General features: G+C 46.3%; 16 protein-coding genes. 8 read left to right on the top strand and 8 right to left on the bottom strand.

All coding sequences use genetic code 11. The features are described from left to right. Position 1: 1 nt before the first annotated feature. From ACHKAR_RS20265 to ACHKAR_RS20255, 3 genes are read right to left on the bottom strand one after another with little or no spacing between them, the layout of a single operon-like run. The gene (locus ACHKAR_RS20265; protein ID WP_159581812.1) at positions 2-820 is read right to left on the bottom strand and encodes a class II fructose-bisphosphate aldolase; all 819 of its coding nucleotides are present in this window, start codon (positions 818-820) and stop codon (positions 2-4) included. 7 nt (positions 821-827) lie between these two features. Further along, the gene (locus tag ACHKAR_RS20260; RefSeq protein ID WP_395419210.1) at positions 828-1,766 is read right to left on the bottom strand and encodes a carbohydrate kinase family protein; all 939 of its coding nucleotides are present in this window, start codon (positions 1,764-1,766) and stop codon (positions 828-830) included. Between the two features lie 12 nt (positions 1,767-1,778). Continuing rightward, the gene (locus ACHKAR_RS20255; RefSeq protein WP_395419209.1) at positions 1,779-2,933 is read right to left on the bottom strand and encodes an SIS domain-containing protein; all 1,155 of its coding nucleotides are present in this window, start codon (positions 2,931-2,933) and stop codon (positions 1,779-1,781) included. Between the two features lie 182 nt (positions 2,934-3,115). Between ACHKAR_RS20255 and agaR the strand changes: the two genes are divergently transcribed. Continuing rightward, positions 3,116-3,898, top strand: a complete 783-nt coding sequence (gene agaR, locus ACHKAR_RS20250; protein ID WP_159581809.1) for a transcriptional repressor AgaR — start codon at positions 3,116-3,118, stop codon at positions 3,896-3,898. Positions 3,899-3,900: 2 nt separating this feature from the next. Here the strand turns inward: agaR and ACHKAR_RS20245 are convergent, their stop codons facing one another. From ACHKAR_RS20245 to ACHKAR_RS20235, 3 genes are all read right to left on the bottom strand, one after another. Continuing rightward, on the bottom strand, positions 3,901-6,582 hold the full coding sequence (locus ACHKAR_RS20245) for a DUF4832 domain-containing protein (protein WP_395419206.1): 2,682 nt from the start codon (positions 6,580-6,582) through the stop codon (positions 3,901-3,903). Positions 6,583-6,671: 89 nt separating this feature from the next. Beyond that, the gene (locus ACHKAR_RS20240; RefSeq protein ID WP_159581807.1) at positions 6,672-7,592 is read right to left on the bottom strand and encodes a PKD domain-containing protein; all 921 of its coding nucleotides are present in this window, start codon (positions 7,590-7,592) and stop codon (positions 6,672-6,674) included. A gap of 190 nt (positions 7,593-7,782) precedes the next feature. After that, positions 7,783-8,646, bottom strand: a complete 864-nt coding sequence (locus ACHKAR_RS20235) for an EamA family transporter (RefSeq protein ID WP_395419204.1) — start codon at positions 8,644-8,646, stop codon at positions 7,783-7,785. A gap of 164 nt (positions 8,647-8,810) precedes the next feature. Here ACHKAR_RS20235 and ACHKAR_RS20230 point away from each other — a divergent pair, with 164 nt between their 5' ends. After that, a complete protein-coding gene (locus tag ACHKAR_RS20230; RefSeq protein WP_395419202.1) occupies positions 8,811-11,789 on the top strand; it encodes a SusC/RagA family TonB-linked outer membrane protein in 2,979 nt (992 codons plus the stop codon). An 11-nt stretch (positions 11,790-11,800) separates the two neighbouring features. After that, positions 11,801-13,270: a RagB/SusD family nutrient uptake outer membrane protein gene (locus ACHKAR_RS20225; protein WP_395419200.1), complete on the top strand. Its 1,470-nt coding sequence runs from the start codon at positions 11,801-11,803 to the stop codon at positions 13,268-13,270. Positions 13,271-13,376: 106 nt separating this feature from the next. Here ACHKAR_RS20225 and ACHKAR_RS20220 read toward each other — a convergent pair whose 3' ends face one another. Further along, positions 13,377-13,574: an SET domain-containing protein gene (locus ACHKAR_RS20220; protein ID WP_159581802.1), complete on the bottom strand. Its 198-nt coding sequence runs from the start codon at positions 13,572-13,574 to the stop codon at positions 13,377-13,379. Positions 13,575-13,836: 262 nt separating this feature from the next. On the opposite strand from ACHKAR_RS20220, the gene ACHKAR_RS20215 reads away from it, so the two are divergent. Further along, positions 13,837-14,649 (top strand): universal stress protein, encoded by an 813-nt coding sequence (locus ACHKAR_RS20215; protein WP_395419198.1) that lies wholly within the window; start codon positions 13,837-13,839, stop codon positions 14,647-14,649. 27 nt (positions 14,650-14,676) lie between these two features. Continuing rightward, positions 14,677-15,603: a universal stress protein gene (locus tag ACHKAR_RS20210; protein WP_395419196.1), complete on the top strand. Its 927-nt coding sequence runs from the start codon at positions 14,677-14,679 to the stop codon at positions 15,601-15,603. Between the two features lie 137 nt (positions 15,604-15,740). On the opposite strand, the gene ACHKAR_RS20205 is transcribed toward ACHKAR_RS20210, so the two are convergent. Beyond that, entirely contained in the window at positions 15,741-17,003 is a 1,263-nt protein-coding gene (locus ACHKAR_RS20205) for a lamin tail domain-containing protein (protein WP_395419194.1), read from the bottom strand. Between the two features lie 344 nt (positions 17,004-17,347). On the opposite strand from ACHKAR_RS20205, the gene ACHKAR_RS20200 reads away from it, so the two are divergent. The 3 genes from ACHKAR_RS20200 to ACHKAR_RS20190 all read left to right on the top strand — a co-directional run bounded on the left by ACHKAR_RS20200 (position 17,348) and on the right by ACHKAR_RS20190 (position 18,738). Further along, positions 17,348-17,776: a hypothetical protein gene (locus tag ACHKAR_RS20200; protein WP_395419192.1), complete on the top strand. Its 429-nt coding sequence runs from the start codon at positions 17,348-17,350 to the stop codon at positions 17,774-17,776. A 4-nt stretch (positions 17,777-17,780) separates the two neighbouring features. Next, positions 17,781-18,101, top strand: a complete 321-nt coding sequence (locus tag ACHKAR_RS20195; RefSeq protein ID WP_395419190.1) for a hypothetical protein — start codon at positions 17,781-17,783, stop codon at positions 18,099-18,101. Between the two features lie 208 nt (positions 18,102-18,309). Further along, the gene (locus ACHKAR_RS20190) at positions 18,310-18,738 is read left to right on the top strand and encodes a hypothetical protein (protein ID WP_395419188.1); all 429 of its coding nucleotides are present in this window, start codon (positions 18,310-18,312) and stop codon (positions 18,736-18,738) included. Positions 18,739-18,952 lie beyond the last annotated feature (214 nt).

Raw genomic sequence — 18,952 nt, 5'->3', positions numbered from 1 at the left:
ATCAGCTGAAATTGATGACTTTGAGCTTTTCACTTACCAGGTCCGTAGCTGCCTGTGTCGCCTTTGGAAAGACTTTTCTCAGGTCAATCTCATCCGAATCGGCGAGGACTTCCTGAAGTTTCTTCATGAAAATGTTTTTGATCTCTGTGGCCAGGTTGATTTTGGTAATCCCTCTGCGGATGGATTCCTGTACCTGATCGTGAGGGATTCCCGAGCTGCCATGGAGTACCAGAGCGGCTGAGGTGGCTGCGTTGATTTCTGCAATCAGATCCAGCTGGAGTTTCGGCGTTTCTTTGTAGAATCCATGCGCCGAACCCACAGCTACTGCCAGGGCATTGATGCCGGTTTCTTCCACGAATCGGCGGGCTTCATCTGGTTGGGTGTAGATCATGTCCTGTCCCTGTCCCAGCTTGGCGATGTAGCCGAGCTCCGCTTCCACATTGGCACCAAACTGCTCTGCATAGCGCACGATTTCCTGAGTGATTTTTACATTTTCAGCAAAAGGCTTCTCACTGGCATCGATCATCACAGAATCAAAACCAGCATCCAGACAGGCTTTCACCAGGTTGACATCTCCACCATGATCCATATGGAGCCACGCCTGTACACCATACTGTGAGATGGCACTTTTGGCCATTTGAGCGGCCACTTCCAGGCCCATATAGTGGAGAGAGCTCTCCGAAAGCTGGAGAATGAGCGCCGAATTGGTCTCTTTGGCCGCAGTGAGTACGGCTGACAAGGTCTCAAAATTGTAGAAATTGGTAGCCAGTAGGGCTTTGCCTTCTTTTTTATTCAGGGCTAGTTGATCCTGTAGTTTCATAGGTCGTTCAAATGGAAAATGAAAACCGCTCTTTGGCGATTGATTTTACTTTGTTAAGGTCTTGAAAGGCGGCGGTACCTCCGGCTTCTGTGGTGTTCACGGCGCCCACCAGGTTGGCAAAGTCCAGGCAGGTTTGCAGGTCTTTGCCTTGTATGTACTGGGAGATAAAGCCGGCATCAAAGCTGTCGCCGGCACCAATGCAGTCAGCCACCTCTTTGTTGAGGTAAGCTGGCTTGCGGATGGTTTCCCCATCGTGGTAGAGGATGGCACCATTTTCTCCGTCTTTTACAGCTACGATATTGGCAAAGTCCTTGATGGCGTCTATGCCGTGGTGTACCGAGTTGGTTTTGGTGAGGTGCTTCAGCTCCGATCGGTTGGGCAGGAAGACATCCACTACCGGCAAAAGCTCCTGCAGGTTGAGGTCCCACTGCTCTGCCGGATCCCACTGCGGATCCAGGGAGGTGGTGAGGCCAAATGACTTGGCCCGCTCCATGAGCTGTACCAGGTTCTTTTTCAGGTTGGGCTGCAGAAAGACGGAGCTCACGTGCAGGTGCCTGGCTTCCGTCAGGATGTCGTTGCGCACTTCTTTTTCTGTGAGGTGCTCCATCGCGCCGGGGTAGGTGACCATGGCACGGTCCATGTCATAGTTGAGTACCACTGTTGCGCCCGTCTGGTGGTCATTTGTATGAACCAGAAATTGTGTGCCCACTCCTTTTTGTTTCAGGGAGGTTTCTACCAACTGACCAAACTGATCCTTGCCTATTTTGCCTACAAACGCCACCTGAGCGCCCAGGGTAGCCAGATTGCTGGCGAAAATGGCCGAGCTGCTTCCCAGAACCACCCGCAGGTCTTTCGAAAGCTTCTCTTTGCCTACCTCCGGGAAGCCATCGATCCGATTCAGGATAATGTCCACATTGAGTTCACCTACCACTAATACATCGTACATCAGAGACTGTTTTTAAGGTAAATCATAAATATTCACACCCTGCACCACCCGGGAGATGGCTCCACTGGTGGAGGGTTGGTCGGGCATCAGTCCCAGGCTCAGTGATTTGAAGAAGCCGAGCAGCTGACCCGGTACCACACCAGGCAAGGTCATAAAATCTTCCTCCAGATGCAATCCGTTTTGTGTGTGACTGATTTTGTAGCCCACCGGGATGTCGAAATCTATCCGTTCCGCAATCGCGACCATAGCGAGGGCTTTTTTGCCTTTGTCCATCGCAAACATTAAATCATGCTCATACTTGCTGGCATAGGTACTGTTGGAAAGGATGAATACGATCAGTGTTTCATTATCCACTACAGCCTTTGGTCCGTGGCGAAAGCCCAGAAACGATTCGTGCTTGCAGATGATGCTGCCATCGGTGAGTTCCTGAAGTTTCAGCTGAGATTCTGTGGCCGTACCCAGTAGAGGCCCTGATCCCAGAAAGACAGCTCTTTTGAAAGGAAGGTCTGCGATTTCTTTGATTTCGTTGAGGTGATCGGTGAGGATACCTTTGGCGTAATCGCTCGCCAGCTGCACTTGAGCCTTGAGCTCATCCAGCTCATTGAGTCTGGAAAGGAGCAGGCCTGAAAGTAACATGCTGGTGTAGCTACTGGTCATGGCCAAGCTCTTGTCGTTTGTTTCTTTGGGCAGTAAAAGAATGTATTTTTTGTTTTTGGACTCGTAAGTGGCCAGGTCCCCATCCATGTTGCAGGTGATGATCAGATGGTGGCAGGTCTTACTGATGTTGTCTGCAAGTTTCACAGCGGCCTTACTCTCCGGGCTGTTGCCCGACCTTGCGAAAGAGATCAGGAGAATGCTTTCATTCCCAGATAAGTAATCATAAGGATGTGAAACCAAATGAGTGGTAGGGATGGCGGTTACATTGTGGTGAAGGTTTCGATAAAAAGTGCCTTCCAAAGATTCGCCTATGTAGGCACTGGTACCAGCTCCGGTCAGGATGATTTTATCATATTGATGATCCTGAATGAAGGAACTAAGTGCTTTTTGCTGATTTTTTATTAAGTCCCAAATTTTTAACCAAATCTCTGGCTGTTGACTGATTTCCCTGGCCGTGTCGATGGCGCCCAGTGACTTCAGATTCTCTATTTCTAGTCCTAAATATTGCATATATTCTATGGGATGAAATTCTTATGTAAGCTTTTATAATACCTGAAATCAAAAATAAAAATAAAACTTAAACTTTCAAATACTTATTTAATATGTTTTTAATCTTTTGAAAAGTTTCATTTGTTATTGAAGCTTGCTTTAGCATGCGAATATTTTCTATCTTGCTTTAAACCCATATCAAAATGCCTATCAATACCAGAAATTCAACCGTGTCTCGCAGAAATGAGATCTTAAATGCCATCAATAGTGAGGGGCAGGTCTATGTAGATGAGTTGAGTGCCAAATTTGGAGTGAGTGAAGTTACTATCCGCAACGATCTGGATCAACTGGAGCAGAAAAGCCTGCTGATCAGAGCGCGAGGTGGAGCGATGAAAATTGAGGGACGGGTAGGGGTAGATTACAACCTCTCAGAGAAAGATAAGATCAACTATCAGGAGAAGGTACGGATCGGAAGGGCTGCGGCAAAGCTGATTAAGAACTCGGAGATTGTCTTGATTGACTCTGGCACCACCACTGCGGAGATGGTGAAGAACCTTACAGAGATAGAGGACCTGACAGTGATCACTAATGCTTTGAATATTGCTACGCTTTTGATTAGCCACCCCGGGGTGAACCTGACCATTCCCGGAGGGTACCTACGAAAAAATTCCCAATCGCTGGTAGGGCCACTGGCAGAGCGGAGCCTTAAAAACTTTTATGTGGACAAGGCATTCCTGGGTGTAGATGGATTTGATACCAAAACAGGACTTTACACACCCAACATAGAGGAGGCTCACATCAATGAACTCATGATTGAGATCGCCAATGAAGTGATCCTCCTGGCTGATTCCAGTAAGTTCAAAAAGAAGAGCTTCGCCTTCATATGCCCGATCGATAAGATTGACATTGTGGTGACAGACGATAAGCTCTCTGATGATGACCGAAAGCGGCTGGAAGATGCCGGGGTAAAGGTGATTATTGCCTAATCTTATTTCCTCACAAACTTTAGTTGCTTGCTTCCCTCTAAGGTTTGAATGTGCAATACGTACATTCCGGCCCGCAGCATGCTCACGTCTATGCTTTTCTGGTAAAGACCTTTAGTGACCAGTGCTCCATCCAGGGAATAAATGGCAAATTGATCGTACAGCGTACTGATGAAAAGCCTGTCTTGCGTGGGGTTGGGAAAGAGGACTGGAAGCTCCGGCTGAGTACTTAGCTGGATAACACCAGTAGTGGCATCCACTGTTTCAGAGTATCCGGATGTTCCAAGTTCATTGTAGGACGCTATTCGATAGTAGTAAGTCACCATGTTGGTGAGGTTATCATCTCTGATGAGGCTCACAGAAGTATCGTAGGTCCCGATGAGGTCAAATGTTTCACCATCCTGAGATCGCTCCAGCGTATATCCCAGGCAGTTGGCACAGGTACTCCATGAAACCACCAGTCGTGTTTCGGGGAGTTCTGTAGAGTTTCTCACAGAAAAATCGCCGGGAATGGCCGGTGGTAGTGCTCTGTAAAGGTTGGTCGGCTGACCCTCGGAGTTTGATAAAAGCGCAGTGCCATTGTTGAGGGTGGCATAGATCCGCAGGTTTCGGTTATCCCCCAGGTTTTCCAGTGCATTGAGTGGTATGGACAGCTCGGTGGTTTTATCACCGGTTGCTTTGTTGATGCTGGCATTGGTGGTCGCCCATTGATTGGAAGAATGCATTGATAGTCCATTCTCTGTCAGTTGATAATCCATTCCCGAAAGTGGGCCTGTGTTATCCTGAAATCCGGTAGAAAGATCATTGTCAGTATCCAGGTAGATGCTGTAGTCATTTGCTTCACCTTCCAGAAGTACAAAGGCACTCTGTGCCCCAAAAAAGACCCTTAGGACTTTGGCTTCAGCATCAGATACGGTGCTGCTCACTGGAGTAATGGTGTTCCAGTCTGATGATTCACCATCAATCGCAATGGTGGGATAGCTCTCCTCACTCAAGGTCAGGGTGATTTCAGCCGAAGGTGACGTGCTGCCTGTGGCGCTGCTCAGATGGTAGCGATACGTGTAATTGGTTTCCGGGGCAACATTCAGATCAAGAAAGTAATCCTGAGCTGCACTGATGGAAGCAATGGTTTCGAAAGATCCAGTACCTGTGGACCTTTCTATTACTCGCATCAGGTCGTTGCTCTGTCGGCCCCAATAGGTGAGAATGGCATTGTTGCTGGCAGCACCAAATATTTGGTCAGCGCCTTCCACCTCGATGGTGCTTTGGGTAAGTCTGGGGGTAAAGTATTCCGAACCTGTATAATCTTCGGAGCTGTTGCTGGCTGAAATGGAAACAGTGCTGAGTAGGTTGTTGTACCCGGTTTCGCTGTCCCAGGTGCTTTCATTGGCCAAACGGATGGCGTAGGCCGGGTTTTTGTAAAGTGAGGGATAAGGATCCGGCAGGTTGAGATAGAGTTGGTAATCACCATCGGCCATATCCGCCGGAATGCCCGCCTCAAAGGTGAGGTTAAAGGCTTCATTAAGTGGCCAGAGTTTAATGTTCTCATCCGGCTGTATGAGGTACTCTGCATCTGTGGTAGTGTTTTTTAAGATCACTTCAATCAACCGGGGATTATAGGGATTGCTGAAGCCATCGTTTTGCAGGGTTAGTGAAAAGGCAAATTTGCCATTTGGCTTGGTGGCGGTAGTGAAAGTGCCGGCGATCATTTTGAAGCGATAGCCCAGGCGGAGTTCTACCTCGTCAAAGCAGCCTTGATTGTCCCATTCGCTTAATACCTGACGGTTATAGTCAATGTTCAGGTAAGACCAATGAAACTGCTCCAGGTCCGAAAGACTGTTTTCGCAATCTGAGTAGGGGGAGGCCAGGGCGCATGTTTCACCGCCCATAGGCGTGAAGCGGGTTTCTTCCCGCAGGTAAGGCTTTTCTATTCCAGGGTTCACGTATGTGCCAAAGTCACTGGATGAAGCGACAAAGCAGTCATTGTGATGACCCACCCTGCTGGCATAGCTGCCGGAAAAAGCAGTGGTTTCGTTGAGTGGTTCCTGGCTGTCAAAAATCGTGAATTTGTATCCCGGGGTTCTCAATTGGACCATTCGGTCATCTGGTAGGGCGTCCAGTAGGCTGTAGACCACCTGTCGTCGGTTTTCCCAGTCTTCGGCGCTGATTTGACCGGGAGAGTTTGCGAAATGGTCAGTGTAATACCACTCTCCCCATGTGCCGATAAATCCTGCCTGCATTACGGCAATCACATCTGCGTTTTCGCGAAGTACGGGTTTGAGCTGATCGATATGCGTTTGGACAAACTCGGGTCGCGCGTCGTTGTAGGGCGCCGTGGTTCCCTGCGAATAGGCAAATCTGACGATTACTTTGATTCCCGCTGATCTGGTGATAGCGAAATCCCGACGCATGTTATTCAGGTAGTCACCTGAAATAGGACTTTCCCGAAAGTTCTCCAGGTAGAACACCCGCAGGATTTGCGTGATGCCCTCATTGGTTCGGTATCCTTTGAGTGTTTCGGTGTTCAGGTTTTCATACTGTCCGGTGTGTACTTCGGTATGATGATAGAAGCCTCTTTCCGGGTTAGCAATCACACTTTCGTCTGAAGTATAGGTGACCGTCTGGCTATAACCTGTGAGGGCAATGAATAGAAGTGAACAAGTAACTATTCTCTGAATCGGGGACATAGGATCTATTATAAAAAAGAGGCTATCTCAAAAGCCGATGAATATTCGGTTACTTCAGAGACAGCCTCAAATATGAAAACTGGAAAAAATTATTTCAATGTATAAGTGAAGGCTGCAGAGGTTTCTTCACCATAGCCAGCTGGAGCGTTTCCTAACCATGCCCAGTCAGAACCGGCACCATCAGGAGCATCCACATCGATCAGGAAGAATTTCACAGATCCTGAAGCTGCGGCTGCAGGAGGGAATTCTGACAGATCCACTGAAAATTCATAGGCTTTGTTAGCTCCTGCAGACTGTAATTCTATGGTCTTAAAGAAGTTGGCGCTAGGTGTAAGAGCAGTCCATGCCCAGGCAGTCTTGTCCTCACCAGCGGTAGCATCATCGTAGTTGCCAAAGAACAACTCCGCTTCAACAGCACTCTGAGAAATGGCATAACCTTCTACCAAAATGTCGAATCCTGGAGTAGTAGGATACATCCATGAAGCAAAACCCGTAGCATCATCGTTATCAGAGTTCATGAATAGATCAATGAATCCGTTTGACGCAGAGGTGGTTTTCACATAGATGAAAAGCTTGTCATCCTCCAGGTTTTCTACTTTCACTTCCAGGAAAGATCCAGCCTCACCATCACCATAAGTGGCCAGTGCGGGTACATCGTCCCAGTCACTAAGGTCACCATCAATTTGGATGTTGATCACTTCCAATACCTCACTTTTGTCATCCGAACCGGTTTCGTTGGTTACTGTGAGCTTAACGATATAGCTACCATTAGCTTCGTACGTATGTGAAGGGTTGAGGTCGGTAGATGTTGCGCCATCACCAAAATCCCATGTTTGTGTTTCCGCGTCAGTAGAAGCATTTACTACGGTTACTGTTTTGCCTTCAAGCGTGAAGGTGAAATCGGCCACAGGCAAAGGAGTCTTGGCTTCATCTTCACCACAAGAGAACAGACCAGCTAAGCCTGCTGTCAGGCCCAGAAGCATTAGTTTTTTAAAGGATTGAGTCTTCATTAGTTTTTAAGTTTTAAGGTTTAATACACTTCAATGTTTCCCTTCTATTAAATTAAATGATTTAAATAGGTTTCGAAAGTTATGTACTTTTAAAAACGAAAGCAAACGAAATATAAAAAAAGTTTATAGCTATTATTCATTTTATTATTGAGAAGCATCTTTCTTTTTATGATCAAATCATAAGGAAATGTTACTCTGAGATTAAATATATGGCTACTACAGCGAAGGCAATACCGACCAGCAGGGTGGTTTGTGGCCAAACAGCATAAATCAGTAGTGAAAGGATAATGGTAATCACCGGGGAGAGCCCGGTCATGGGTACCACGATGATCGCTTTGCCATAACGAAGGGCATACACCAGTGTGAGCGCGCCGATGGAGTTGAGGAAATGAATTAACAAAGCCATGCCACCACCAGAGAATCCATAATTGATAGCTGTGGCAGGGTCAGTCATGGCAAAGGCTACAGGACTCAGCGCCACTGCAGCGGTCATCATATAGAAAAAGATGCTTTCGGCTTTCATTCGTTCATTGGAGAACTTCATCACAAAGGCCTGCAGACCCCAAAGTACAAATACACAGGTGGAGAGCAGTAGCCATGCGTATCCCACCATGCTGGTGGTTTCTCCGTCGGAGTAGGACAGCAGGAATATGGCGATCAGGGCTGTGACTATACCTATATATTGTTTAGTCGTGGCATTTTCTTTCAAAATGGCCATGGACAGCACGATGGTGAGTACCGGATATAGGGAGACGATAGGAAAGATGATGTATGCGGGCCCTTCTCTCAGTGCCTGAAAGAGTAGTAACTGACCACCTGCTCCGGCTAGCCCTACGATGGAGCCTAATGCGATGGCTGAGAGGCTGGTGTCCAGCTTCCATCTGATGAGACGCAGGGCTACGAACGCGCAGGGGATCATGGTGATGGCCCAGGCAATGTAGCCCATGGTAGCCGGAAATCCGTTTTTTTCGGGGATTTCAATGATGGCACCCCAAACTCCCCAGAAGATGGTGGTGACGAGCGCATAGAAAAACCAGGAATTTTTGATGGTCATATAAGGAGATAGTTAGGGTGAATTGAACTCATTAACATTGTAATAATAGAAAGAAAAGACAAAATGTATAAATCTTAATGAAAGTAATTGAAAGTTAATTATTTATTTATTAATTTGCTTTTACGTTAAAAATAAGGAATTGAAAGTATCTAAAATATTCTCAAATGATTAAGCGATTTACTCTAAAGAAAGGTCTGGTGATTTCGGCATTGTTGTTTGTCTCGTTTTTGGCAGGCGCACAGTCGGTGATCAAAGGCAAAGTGATTGCTGAGGATGGTGAAGCCATTCCGGGAGCAACGGTGTTAATTGAAGGAGGCACTACAGGATCTATTACTGATCTGGATGGTAATTACACCATTCAGGCAGAGCCGGACGATGTGCTGATCTTTTCGTTTGTAGGCTTCGAGTCACAGCGGGTGTCTGTGAATAATCAGTCCAGGATAGATATGACGATGACGGTGGATATCGCTGAACTGTCGGAAGTGGTCGTGATGGGGTATTCGGAGAAATCCAGAAGGGAGCTTACAGCTTCTGCCACTACCATTGGTGAGAAGGATCTGAAGAATGTGACCAGTTCGAATATTGAAAGCATGCTACAGGGCAAGGTGGCAGGTGTGAGCGTGACCACCAGCAGTGGCTCACCCGGGGAGCCTGCTGAGATCAGGATCAGAGGAGTGAACTCGCTCACTGCCGACAGGGCTCCGCTTGTAGTGGTAGATGGGATCATCGGGGGTACTTATCAGCCCAATGATGTGGCTTCTGTGACCGTATTGAAGGATGCCGCTGCTACTTCACTTTACGGATCGCTGGCGTCAGGTGGGGTGCTGATTGTGACTACCAAACAAGGAAAGGGAGATCCGGTGATTGAGTTTTCCACGTCTGTGGGAGTCAAAGAAATCACCACAGGCAATTTCAGTATGATGAATGGTTCTGATCTTTATGACCTGCAGGAAATCATGTGGGGAGACGAACGGGTCAATTTCCTGAAGGTGAGACCCGAGGACTTGAGAGATAGGGATTTCAACTGGCTGGATGAATCATTTAAGCGTGGGGTACTGCAAAATTACTACCTGTCTGCTCGTGGAGGTACTGATAAAATGACCTACGCGGTGTCCGGTGACTACTATCAGGAGGATGGCACGCTGCTGGAGACTGGTTATGAGCGCATGAGTTTACGTACCAACCTCAATTTCCAGCTAAAAGAAAATGTATCTCTTAAAACCAATCTTTCCCTGATCAGCAGTGAGCGTAATCAGGATTTTTGGGACTGGAGATACGATCCTTTCCTGTACCTGCCCTGGGACAGCCCTTATAGTGATGATGGATCGATCAAGTACATCGATAACACCAGCTCTGAGGAGTGGTACGGACGTGATAGCAAAAATGTGCTTCACTCTGCACAATACAACTACAACAATTCAAAAGGACTGGATTTTTCGGGTAATGCTTTTCTGAACATAGACCTTACAGACTGGCTCTCTATAGAGTCCAGAAACAGGGTTTCGATTTCCCATGGACGCTATGAGTCTTTCTATGATCCCAGAACCCGTGAGGGGAAAGCCTCTAAAGGGTCTATCAGCACCTCTACTGCTGCTTCCAAGGATGCCATTTCCACTTTGATTTTAAGAGGCGAGAAGAGTTTTGGTAAACATACTGTAGGCGGCTTTATCGGTGCAGAGGGCAATTATTATTACTACGAAAACCTGGGAGCGAGCGCCCGAAACATACCTATTGGTCTGAATGTGATCGGGGCGGCATCCGAGCCTGTGAGTATCTATGGAAATAACGTGACGGGAACGAGACTTTCCTACCTATCTGAAATGAGTTACTCATACGGAGGAAAATACTTCGTGACAGGAGTATTTAGAGCGGATGCTTCTTCCAAATTCGGACCCGAAAGCAGATGGGGGTATTTTCCCGGAGCTTCCGCTTCATGGATTGTTAGTTCTGAAGACTTTTTTGTCTACAACAATGTGATCTCCTTTCTGAAGGTGCGGGGTAGCTATGGGGAGGTAGGTAATGATAATGTGGGTTCCAATTCGTTCCCATACCTGTCTTACTACGACCTTTCAGACCAGTACAATGGCATTCCTGCGGCCACTATTCCCTTGCTGGCCAATAACAATATCACGTGGGAAACACTGGTTTCGAGAAACATCGGTGTGGACCTTACTTTCTTCAACAGGATCAACGCCACCTTTGATTACTACAATAATACCACAACCGATCTCCTGCTAGACGTGCAGTTGCCACTGTCTACTGGTTTTGAAATACAAGCAAGAAATGTGGGCGAGATCAGAAATCAAGGAGTGGAAGCGGCTATTTCTGCTGACATTTTTAAAGGCAATGGAATCAACTGGACCTCTTCGTACAACGTGGCCTTCAACCAGAGTGAGAACCTGAAGTTTGCTGATACTGATCAGTTGCTTTTCGGTACAGATGTGAATCAGATCTCCGCAGTGGGAGAGGAGTTGCGACAGTGGTATTTGCCGAAATGGTTGGGTGTGGATCCGGCCAATGGTGATCCTCTTTGGGAAAAAGTCAACCGTGACGCCAGCGGGGATGTAGTGTCCAGAGAGGCTACGTCTAACTATAATGAAGCGGAGTTTCAGCGAGTGGGAAGCGTACTGCCCAAACTGTATGGCGGGTGGACCAACTCCGTGAGCTACAAAGGATTTTCGTTGAGTGTGTTACTCAGCTACCAGTATGGAAATAAGGTGTACCACAGTGCCCGACAGCTTTTTGACAATGACGGAGCCTATACCGAATACAACATGATGGAGCTGCAGGATGGCTGGAGCCGCTGGGAAAAGCCTGGAGACGATGCTACCCATCCATTGCCTAAGCGTGGGGGAAATAAACTCTCCAATGCACCTTCGTCCAGATACCTGGAAGACGGCAGCTACATTAGGTTGAGAAACGTGTCGCTGACTTACAGCTTCCCACAGTCAGTATGCAATGCGCTGAAGTTGCAGAGCCTTAACCTGGGTCTGAGTGGTGATAACCTCTATACCTGGACCAAATTCTCAGGATTGGATCCTGAAGCAAGGGTTTCTGTGGCCGCATTTGAACTTCCTGGTTTTCAGGATTTCAAATACCCTATCAGCAAGCAGTATTTGATGAAATTGACCGCAAGATTTTAAAAAGAACAGACATGAAACGATTTTATATATTGCTCATCTCCCTTTCGATATTGACCGCCTGTGAGCTGGATCAGCTTCCCAGCGATGGTATTGTAAACGAGTCACTGGCTAGCAACTATGAAGGTCTCGTGGCCGCCACCAATGGCAACTATGCCATGCTCAAGAAATTGATTGTATATGACAATAAGGAATATACGGCTAACTACTGGGTGCGCAATGACCACCAGCTGTCGGAGTTTCCTAGTGACAATGTGATGATCAGCGGGTCTACCACAGATCCACTCTTTTATGCTTTCACCAGAGAGCATATCGCTACCATGGAAAACACCAGCTATGTGTGGTTTTCCTCCTACCGGGCCATCAATGGCTGCAATCAGATTATTGGTGCCGTAGATGAGTCTTCGTCTGACAATTTCCGACAATTGCTCGGAGAGAATTACTTTCTCAGAGGCTTGTTGCACCTGAGTCTGTTGAAGCTGTTTGCACTGCCTTACAGTCATGGGGTGGATAACCCGGGGATCATCCTCAAGACCTCTCTCGCTGATGAGCCAACCGAAGCCCGATCTACCGTGGGCCAGTGCTACGCCCAGGTGGAGGCAGACTTGCTAAAAGCTGAAGAGTTAATGTCTGGCGGTCGTGGATCAGCCTATGCGTCGGAAGGCGCTGCCCAGGCCTTGCTTAGCAGAGTGTATCTGCACATGGAGCAGTGGCAGGATGCCATCGACTATGCCGATAAAGTGATCGATGGTGATGATTTTTCACTGGTTTCCAGAGCCGATTATCTCAATTCATTCTGGAATGGGTCGGAATCTGAGGAGGCCATCTTTCTGGTGGCACACCTGCTGCAGGATGATCATGCTTCGGCTTCTATTGGCTCCATGTATCTTACGGATCAGGGGCAGGGTTGGGGCGAGGTATACGCCTCTGAGCCACTGAGAGATTTCCTTTCGCAATATCCGGATGACATTCGTAATGACTTTATTGTGCCGGACCTTGAGCCGGATGGAGTGACGGTGAAGGAACGCAATGGATTTCCCAAATACTTCATCACCAAGTTTTCTTACCAGGACGGTGTGGTTACCCTCAACTCCCCGCAGCTGATTAGACTGGGCGAGGTGTACCTAAACAGGGCAGAAGCTTATGCTCATCTGAATAATGCTGCTCAAGCCATAGCGGATGTGAATGTGATCAGAGAGCGTGCCGGGCTGACAGGTACAGCGCTCTATACCACCACAGACCTGAAGGGATTTGCATCTGCTTTGGAGGTGGTCTTGCACGAGCGGAGACTAGAGTTGGCCTGGGAGGGTTTTAGGTTGACCGATCTGGTCAGAAATAAGTTGAACATTGATCGAAGCTATCCGGGGATGCACCTGGATGAAGGGCAGACTACTCAGGTGATTCCATGGGATGATCCGCGAAACATCTACTTCATTCCATCCAATGAAATAGCTAACAATCCATTGATCAAGCAGAACCCTTAACATTCATTACTTCTTCATATTACTTTTCATGGTGTTAATGGAATGCCGGGCTTTGGCCCGGCATTTTTTTGAGCTGTGTTTGTCTGATTTTTGAGATGAGCGATTTTTAGAATTTTGCTAAGTGAGTCGCCACTTTTGGGTGATCATAACTGATGAAAGTGGCGCCAATGACAAACTCTGTGGCAGCGACATGTTCTGCGGCGTACAATCCGGCAAAATGGGTCCATTTATGAAGTTTATGCTTAGGAACTGGTAGCTGTTCCTTTTCCATTTGCTCGTATCGCTCAAATTCTGATGGTATCATAGGTGTTGGATTGGTTCGCGCAAATTAAAGATAATTTTTTTGAGGAGGAGCTGGCCTTCCAACATCAATCTCCCAATGAATCAAGGTACTATTAAAAATTTATTGATCTCTTTTTTAAACCTTCACCCTGTGTCCGAGACTGGTTTGACTGTGATCAGTCACCTGATTTATCTCATAACTAGATAACAGTTAAAATCATGAATTTTCAGGGGGTTTGCCTTTATCATTGGATTTTCAGATTATTCACTTAACGGCTTCAATCATGAAAACACTAAAAAACATTCTAGTACCTACAGATTTTTCAGAAAGAGCAGGAAATGCCTTGGAACAGGCGATTTACCTGGCGGACCGGATGGGTGGTCGATTGCTCATACTGCACGTGTATCATCGCCTCATCGCTGAGGAAGACTATGAAGATCACCCCGATAAACTTGAAAAAAGCATTGACAGAAAGTTCGCAAAACTCCTTAAAGAGCACCCGGGGTTGAACAGGGTGCCTCATGAATTCAGAAAAGAGCGGGGCCTTTCGTTGGATAACATTGTGGGGACTGCTCAGAACGAAGCGATTGATCTACTGGTCATGGCCACCAAAGGAGCTAAGGGTTTTGATGAAATCTGGGGAACAAAAACAGCAAAGATTATCAAAAGAGTAGACGTGCCCGTATTTGTCATTCCAGATAAAACTTCACTCAAGCACCTGAAGAAAGTAGGCCTGGCCAGTGACTACAGTACTTCCACAGTGAATAGGGAAATTCAGTTTTTGATTAGTTTGGCTAAGGAAATGGAGCTGACTGTGGATGTGATTACATTGAATCGTGATGCGAAAAATATGATCAGGCAGGAACTTGATAATCGAGAGGTCATTCTCAAACAGCTGGAAGAAGTGAAATCAGACTTTCATTTTACCTACCACCACAGTGTGGAAGAAGGCCTGGTGGAATACAGTCTGGCCCATAAGGTCGATCTGATCACCATACTCCCAAAGAGTTATTCTTTCATCGAGCGACTTTTTAACGAGAGCTTAACAGAAAAAATGACCTTTCACAGCCCCATACCTTTGCTGATATTAAAATAATGGTTGTACAACGAATCTCTTAACACTATGGAAGCTTTCAAACATCATTCTTACCAGGTAGCACTCGTTACCCTCGATCTTACAGAAATGGATGAACATGTGATACGGTATGCGGCCATGATCAGCAAAATCCTCCCTATTGAGCGAATTTTCTTTTTGCATGTGGCCAAAACCCTTGAATTTCCGGAGGAACTTATCCAAAAGTATCCTACTTTGATGGCCCCGCTTGATGAAAGTATTCAGGCAGAAATAGAGCAAAAGGTTGGCCAGTATTTTCAGGGGTCTGAAGTTAAAACAGAATGCATCGTTAGGGATGGGGCTCCTATTGATAAGATTTTGAAATTGGCCAAAGTAAAGTCTGTGGACTTGATCGTGATGGGAAGGAAGAAGAGTCTGAAAGGTTCCGGCCTGGTTTCCAGTCACATCGCCAGAAAGTGCCCATGTTCGCTTTTACTCGTACCCGAAAACTTTAGACCTGAAATCAAAAAAGTATTGATCCCTGTCGACTTTTCAAGGCATTCTGCACTTGCGGTGCATCAGGCAGAAGTGCTGACTAAAAAATCACCGAAAGACATGGCTTTGGTGCATATCTACAACGTGCCTACAGGATATTATAAGATCGGAAAAACGTATGAGGAATTTGATGAGATCATCAGAGGTCATGCCAGGAATGAATGTGCCAAATTTCAGAAAGATCATCAGTTTTCGGGTGACCTGGAGTGTTCCTTCCTTTCTTCAAAGCTGGATGAAAATGAGAAGCTGGTACATGCGCGAGCTATTGAGTTTGGGGCGGATATCATCGCCATAGGCTCCCGGGGAAGAACCACTGCTTCTTCTATTTTGATCGGCTCTATGGCGGAAAAACTGGTATTTCATGAGTCGGACATTCCGGTGCTTATCGTGAAAAACAAAGGCGAAAATATGGGTTTTCTGGAAGCGATATTGCGTGTTTAAAGAGGATTGACCGATTTTGCCACCTGGCAGCTGGTATTCAACTGAGTGCAGGGAAAACAAAAAAATCCCCGACTTGTCGGGGATGGGAGTGTGATGCAGGAGCGTCTTTCGAGGACTAAAGTAATACGCTTCAGCCATCATTGATTGGCCTGGCCCGGTGTGGGGGTAGCCTGCGCTCCCCAGGTGTCGCCACCATCTGTGGTTCGTCCCCATGAGACATTCTCGCTTTGGGCGCCAAAGGTGTAGGCGTCAATGGTACGTCCATCGATGTAAAACAACCCGATATCCTCCCCATCTGCACTCAAGCTAAAATTGAGGTGAGTGGGTCCCTGGCTGGTGGATCCGTCTGCCCAAAACACCAGATAACCACCCGCAGGAATGGTAGTGGCAGCAGCGTCATCATCACTGATTTTATCGCCGAAAGGATTGTCTTTATCGTCTGAGAAATACATGTCTGCAAGATTCACTGCAGTAGCGCCCAGGTTGTGGATTTCTATCCAGTCGTCAAACTCATCTTCTCCACTATCGGTATCCGGACAACAAGCGGTATTGCTGGCCATAAATTCATTGATAACCAACCGGGGCAGGGGATCAGTGTTCAGTAAATAATCGTCAGTATTACCCGGCGCAGAGGCAGGCTTGAATGAAGATGATCCGTTAGTTCCTACTGCTTCCACGTAATACTCCACAGTCCCTTCTGTGGCCATTCCCGGGATTGTGCCAGTGTAAGAGGTTCCGCTTTGAAGCGTCATGGCCACCTCCGAGAAGGCACTGCCATTGAAGCGATGAAACAACTTTACTGAAGCCACTCCGGTGGTTGAAATCAACTCGGCAGTGACGACCACATTTTCATTCAATGCTGGCACCAGCGGAGATCTGGAGATGGAATTGATGGCCGGAGCTCCATCCGATCCGTTGGATTCGCCCTGGGTGGTAACACCGGTGATCTGCCAAAGATCAGCACCATCCGGGAATCTGGCATAGGACTGACCATTGTCCAGATTGGGAAATTCCACTTGATCAATAAGAGTCCCTGCGGCATTTTTCAGGGACACCGATTCTCCACTTGACGAAAGCTTGAAGTTGGTATTGAGGCCTGTTCCGAGATCATTGCAGAGCAGCACCACAAATCCCCTGGCCGCAATGGTGGTGCCGGCAGGCAATTCATATTCATTGCCGCTATCCGAAATAGTATAGCCACTCAGGTCTTTGCTGGTTTCCAGCGCGTTGTACAATTCAATCCAATCATCACCGGAGGCCACTATTTCGTTGATCAAAATGCCTTCTGCGGTTGGCTCCGGTTCGTCATCCCCATCACCGCCGCCACAGGCGATGGTTAGCAGGAGGGAGAAGAGGCTGAGTAAGAAGGTGAATCGATAAATCTTGGACGAAATAAGCATGGATTTAATGAAGGTAAAAGATTGAAATAAGTCGAAATATACTGACGAAAAGGCAAATTATGGGATTGACTACCTGGGTTATGGATTTATATTGAAAAATACCTCTCCCTTAGCCATCAGTTCAGGTAGGCTGCCTCTGTGGCCGATTTATACTTTTGGCAAGGTACATCATCAGAGGCGCCCTCCAAAGTAACCGATTAACCACGGCGAGTGATGTTTTCCCGATGGACTCGTGCACCTATAGCCGACAATGGTTAGTTCAGGATAGAAAAACTGTTAGATTTGGTAGAAGGCGGCTGGCAGCCAGGGTGGTTGTTAGCGGGTTGTTGGGCTTCATTAACTACATGACAAAAAACGAAATCATAATAAAAGTAATAGCTATTGATGGTGGAGATGATACTATTCAATTCCAACTTTATGTAAGTAACGGAACATGTTCCTCGACAATTGAGGTATACGGCTATTCTGATCTAGTAACTGATTTCGGTAAGGAGCTAACGGAATTTCCAGTTGATATCAATCACAAAGTAATATTCGAACATGGTGAGAAAGATAGGAACTGGGCTTGCTTTGTTAGTTTGACAGCAAAATGTATCGAACCAAATGGGAAATCAATTTTGGATATTGAAATGATAAATTATGGAGATCAAACTGTCAAGCATTCGAGTGCATTCACTATGATTGTTGAGCCTGCTTCAATTAACAATCTAGGAACTCAACTTGCTAATTGGAATCCAAAGAATAATTCCGAATTAAGTTGGCCAAATGTCTAAGCAAATGACGGACTCACAAGTTATAGCATGGATATTCTTTTCAACTTCGTTAGCTAGCGAACACGAACCTGTGAACTTTGAATCAATATCACAAGTGGCAGATGGAGTAAACCATGCTGTTCCAACTCATAAAGAGCTTCAAACATCCTTGTCTTGGCTAACGAATCACAGGCTTGTAGAACAGACGGGCAAGAAGTATAGTCTTACGAACGAAGGAACTGAATTAATCGAAGAAGCAAAATCTCGAACGAACAACATAATCTTGAACATTTGGGATGAACTGACGAAAGAAATTGAAAAAACGAAAGCCCAACAAATGCTATGAATGAATGGGATTTTATCGGTCAGGAAAGTTTGCACTTGTAAAGACCACTACAAGTTTTAAATTTGAATCAAGGCGTGGCTATGTGCGAGACGAGAGGCTAGTGCTTTCTAATCCCCACTCATCATAGCTGGTCGTTCATCTGCTCTATATGAAGAGTATTAGATCCATCGTTTATTTTATCTGCCTAATTTTCTTAATCATCAAGTTTTTGAATATTTCAATCGGCAATATTAACGCTGTAATTGAATTGAACGGCTTGGATTTTGCCTTTGATGAACTATATCCAATGGTTGTTTTTCATGGATTGTTTATTGAGCCAATCATTATCCTAATTTCAATTCTTGGATTTGCGGTAAGGAAACGCATAGGATTTGTTTTGGCTATGGTCTATCCATATTATATCATCACTTTAACTCTTCTTGAAATTTTTGAATTACCGAATTATTTCGGAGCAATTAACCTACCAGTGATTTCTTACGCCATATTCATATTGGTTGGGGCTAATTATACTCGAACAACCCAAGTATTGGTGAAATCCCCTGACTTTCGTTTCAGGCTATACGGCAACTTAATTTCACTAGCTATTGGGTTAGCAATGAACATCGCATTGGCCAACTCATACCTCATCAACCAGTAGGAAAGCGAATGCTAACAGTCGCAGCTGTCCCCCCTCCAAAATCCAAATACGATCGGTAATCTCCTACTGTCTCTATTAGTGGCCCAACAATTAAGCGTGCCAGGCATCCTGGATGTATACCTCTATGGCTAGCAATGGTTTGTTTGATATTCAAAATCCATTAGATTTGATTGAGACAGGTAGCTGATGCCAAAAAAGGGGTTTCAGACTGGCT

Source organism: Marinoscillum luteum (assembly GCF_044005705.1).
Lineage (GTDB): Bacteria > Bacteroidota > Bacteroidia > Cytophagales > Cyclobacteriaceae > Marinoscillum > Marinoscillum luteum.
Note: the sequence above shows the minus strand (reverse complement) of the source record. Positions and strands in the feature narration are given on the sequence as shown.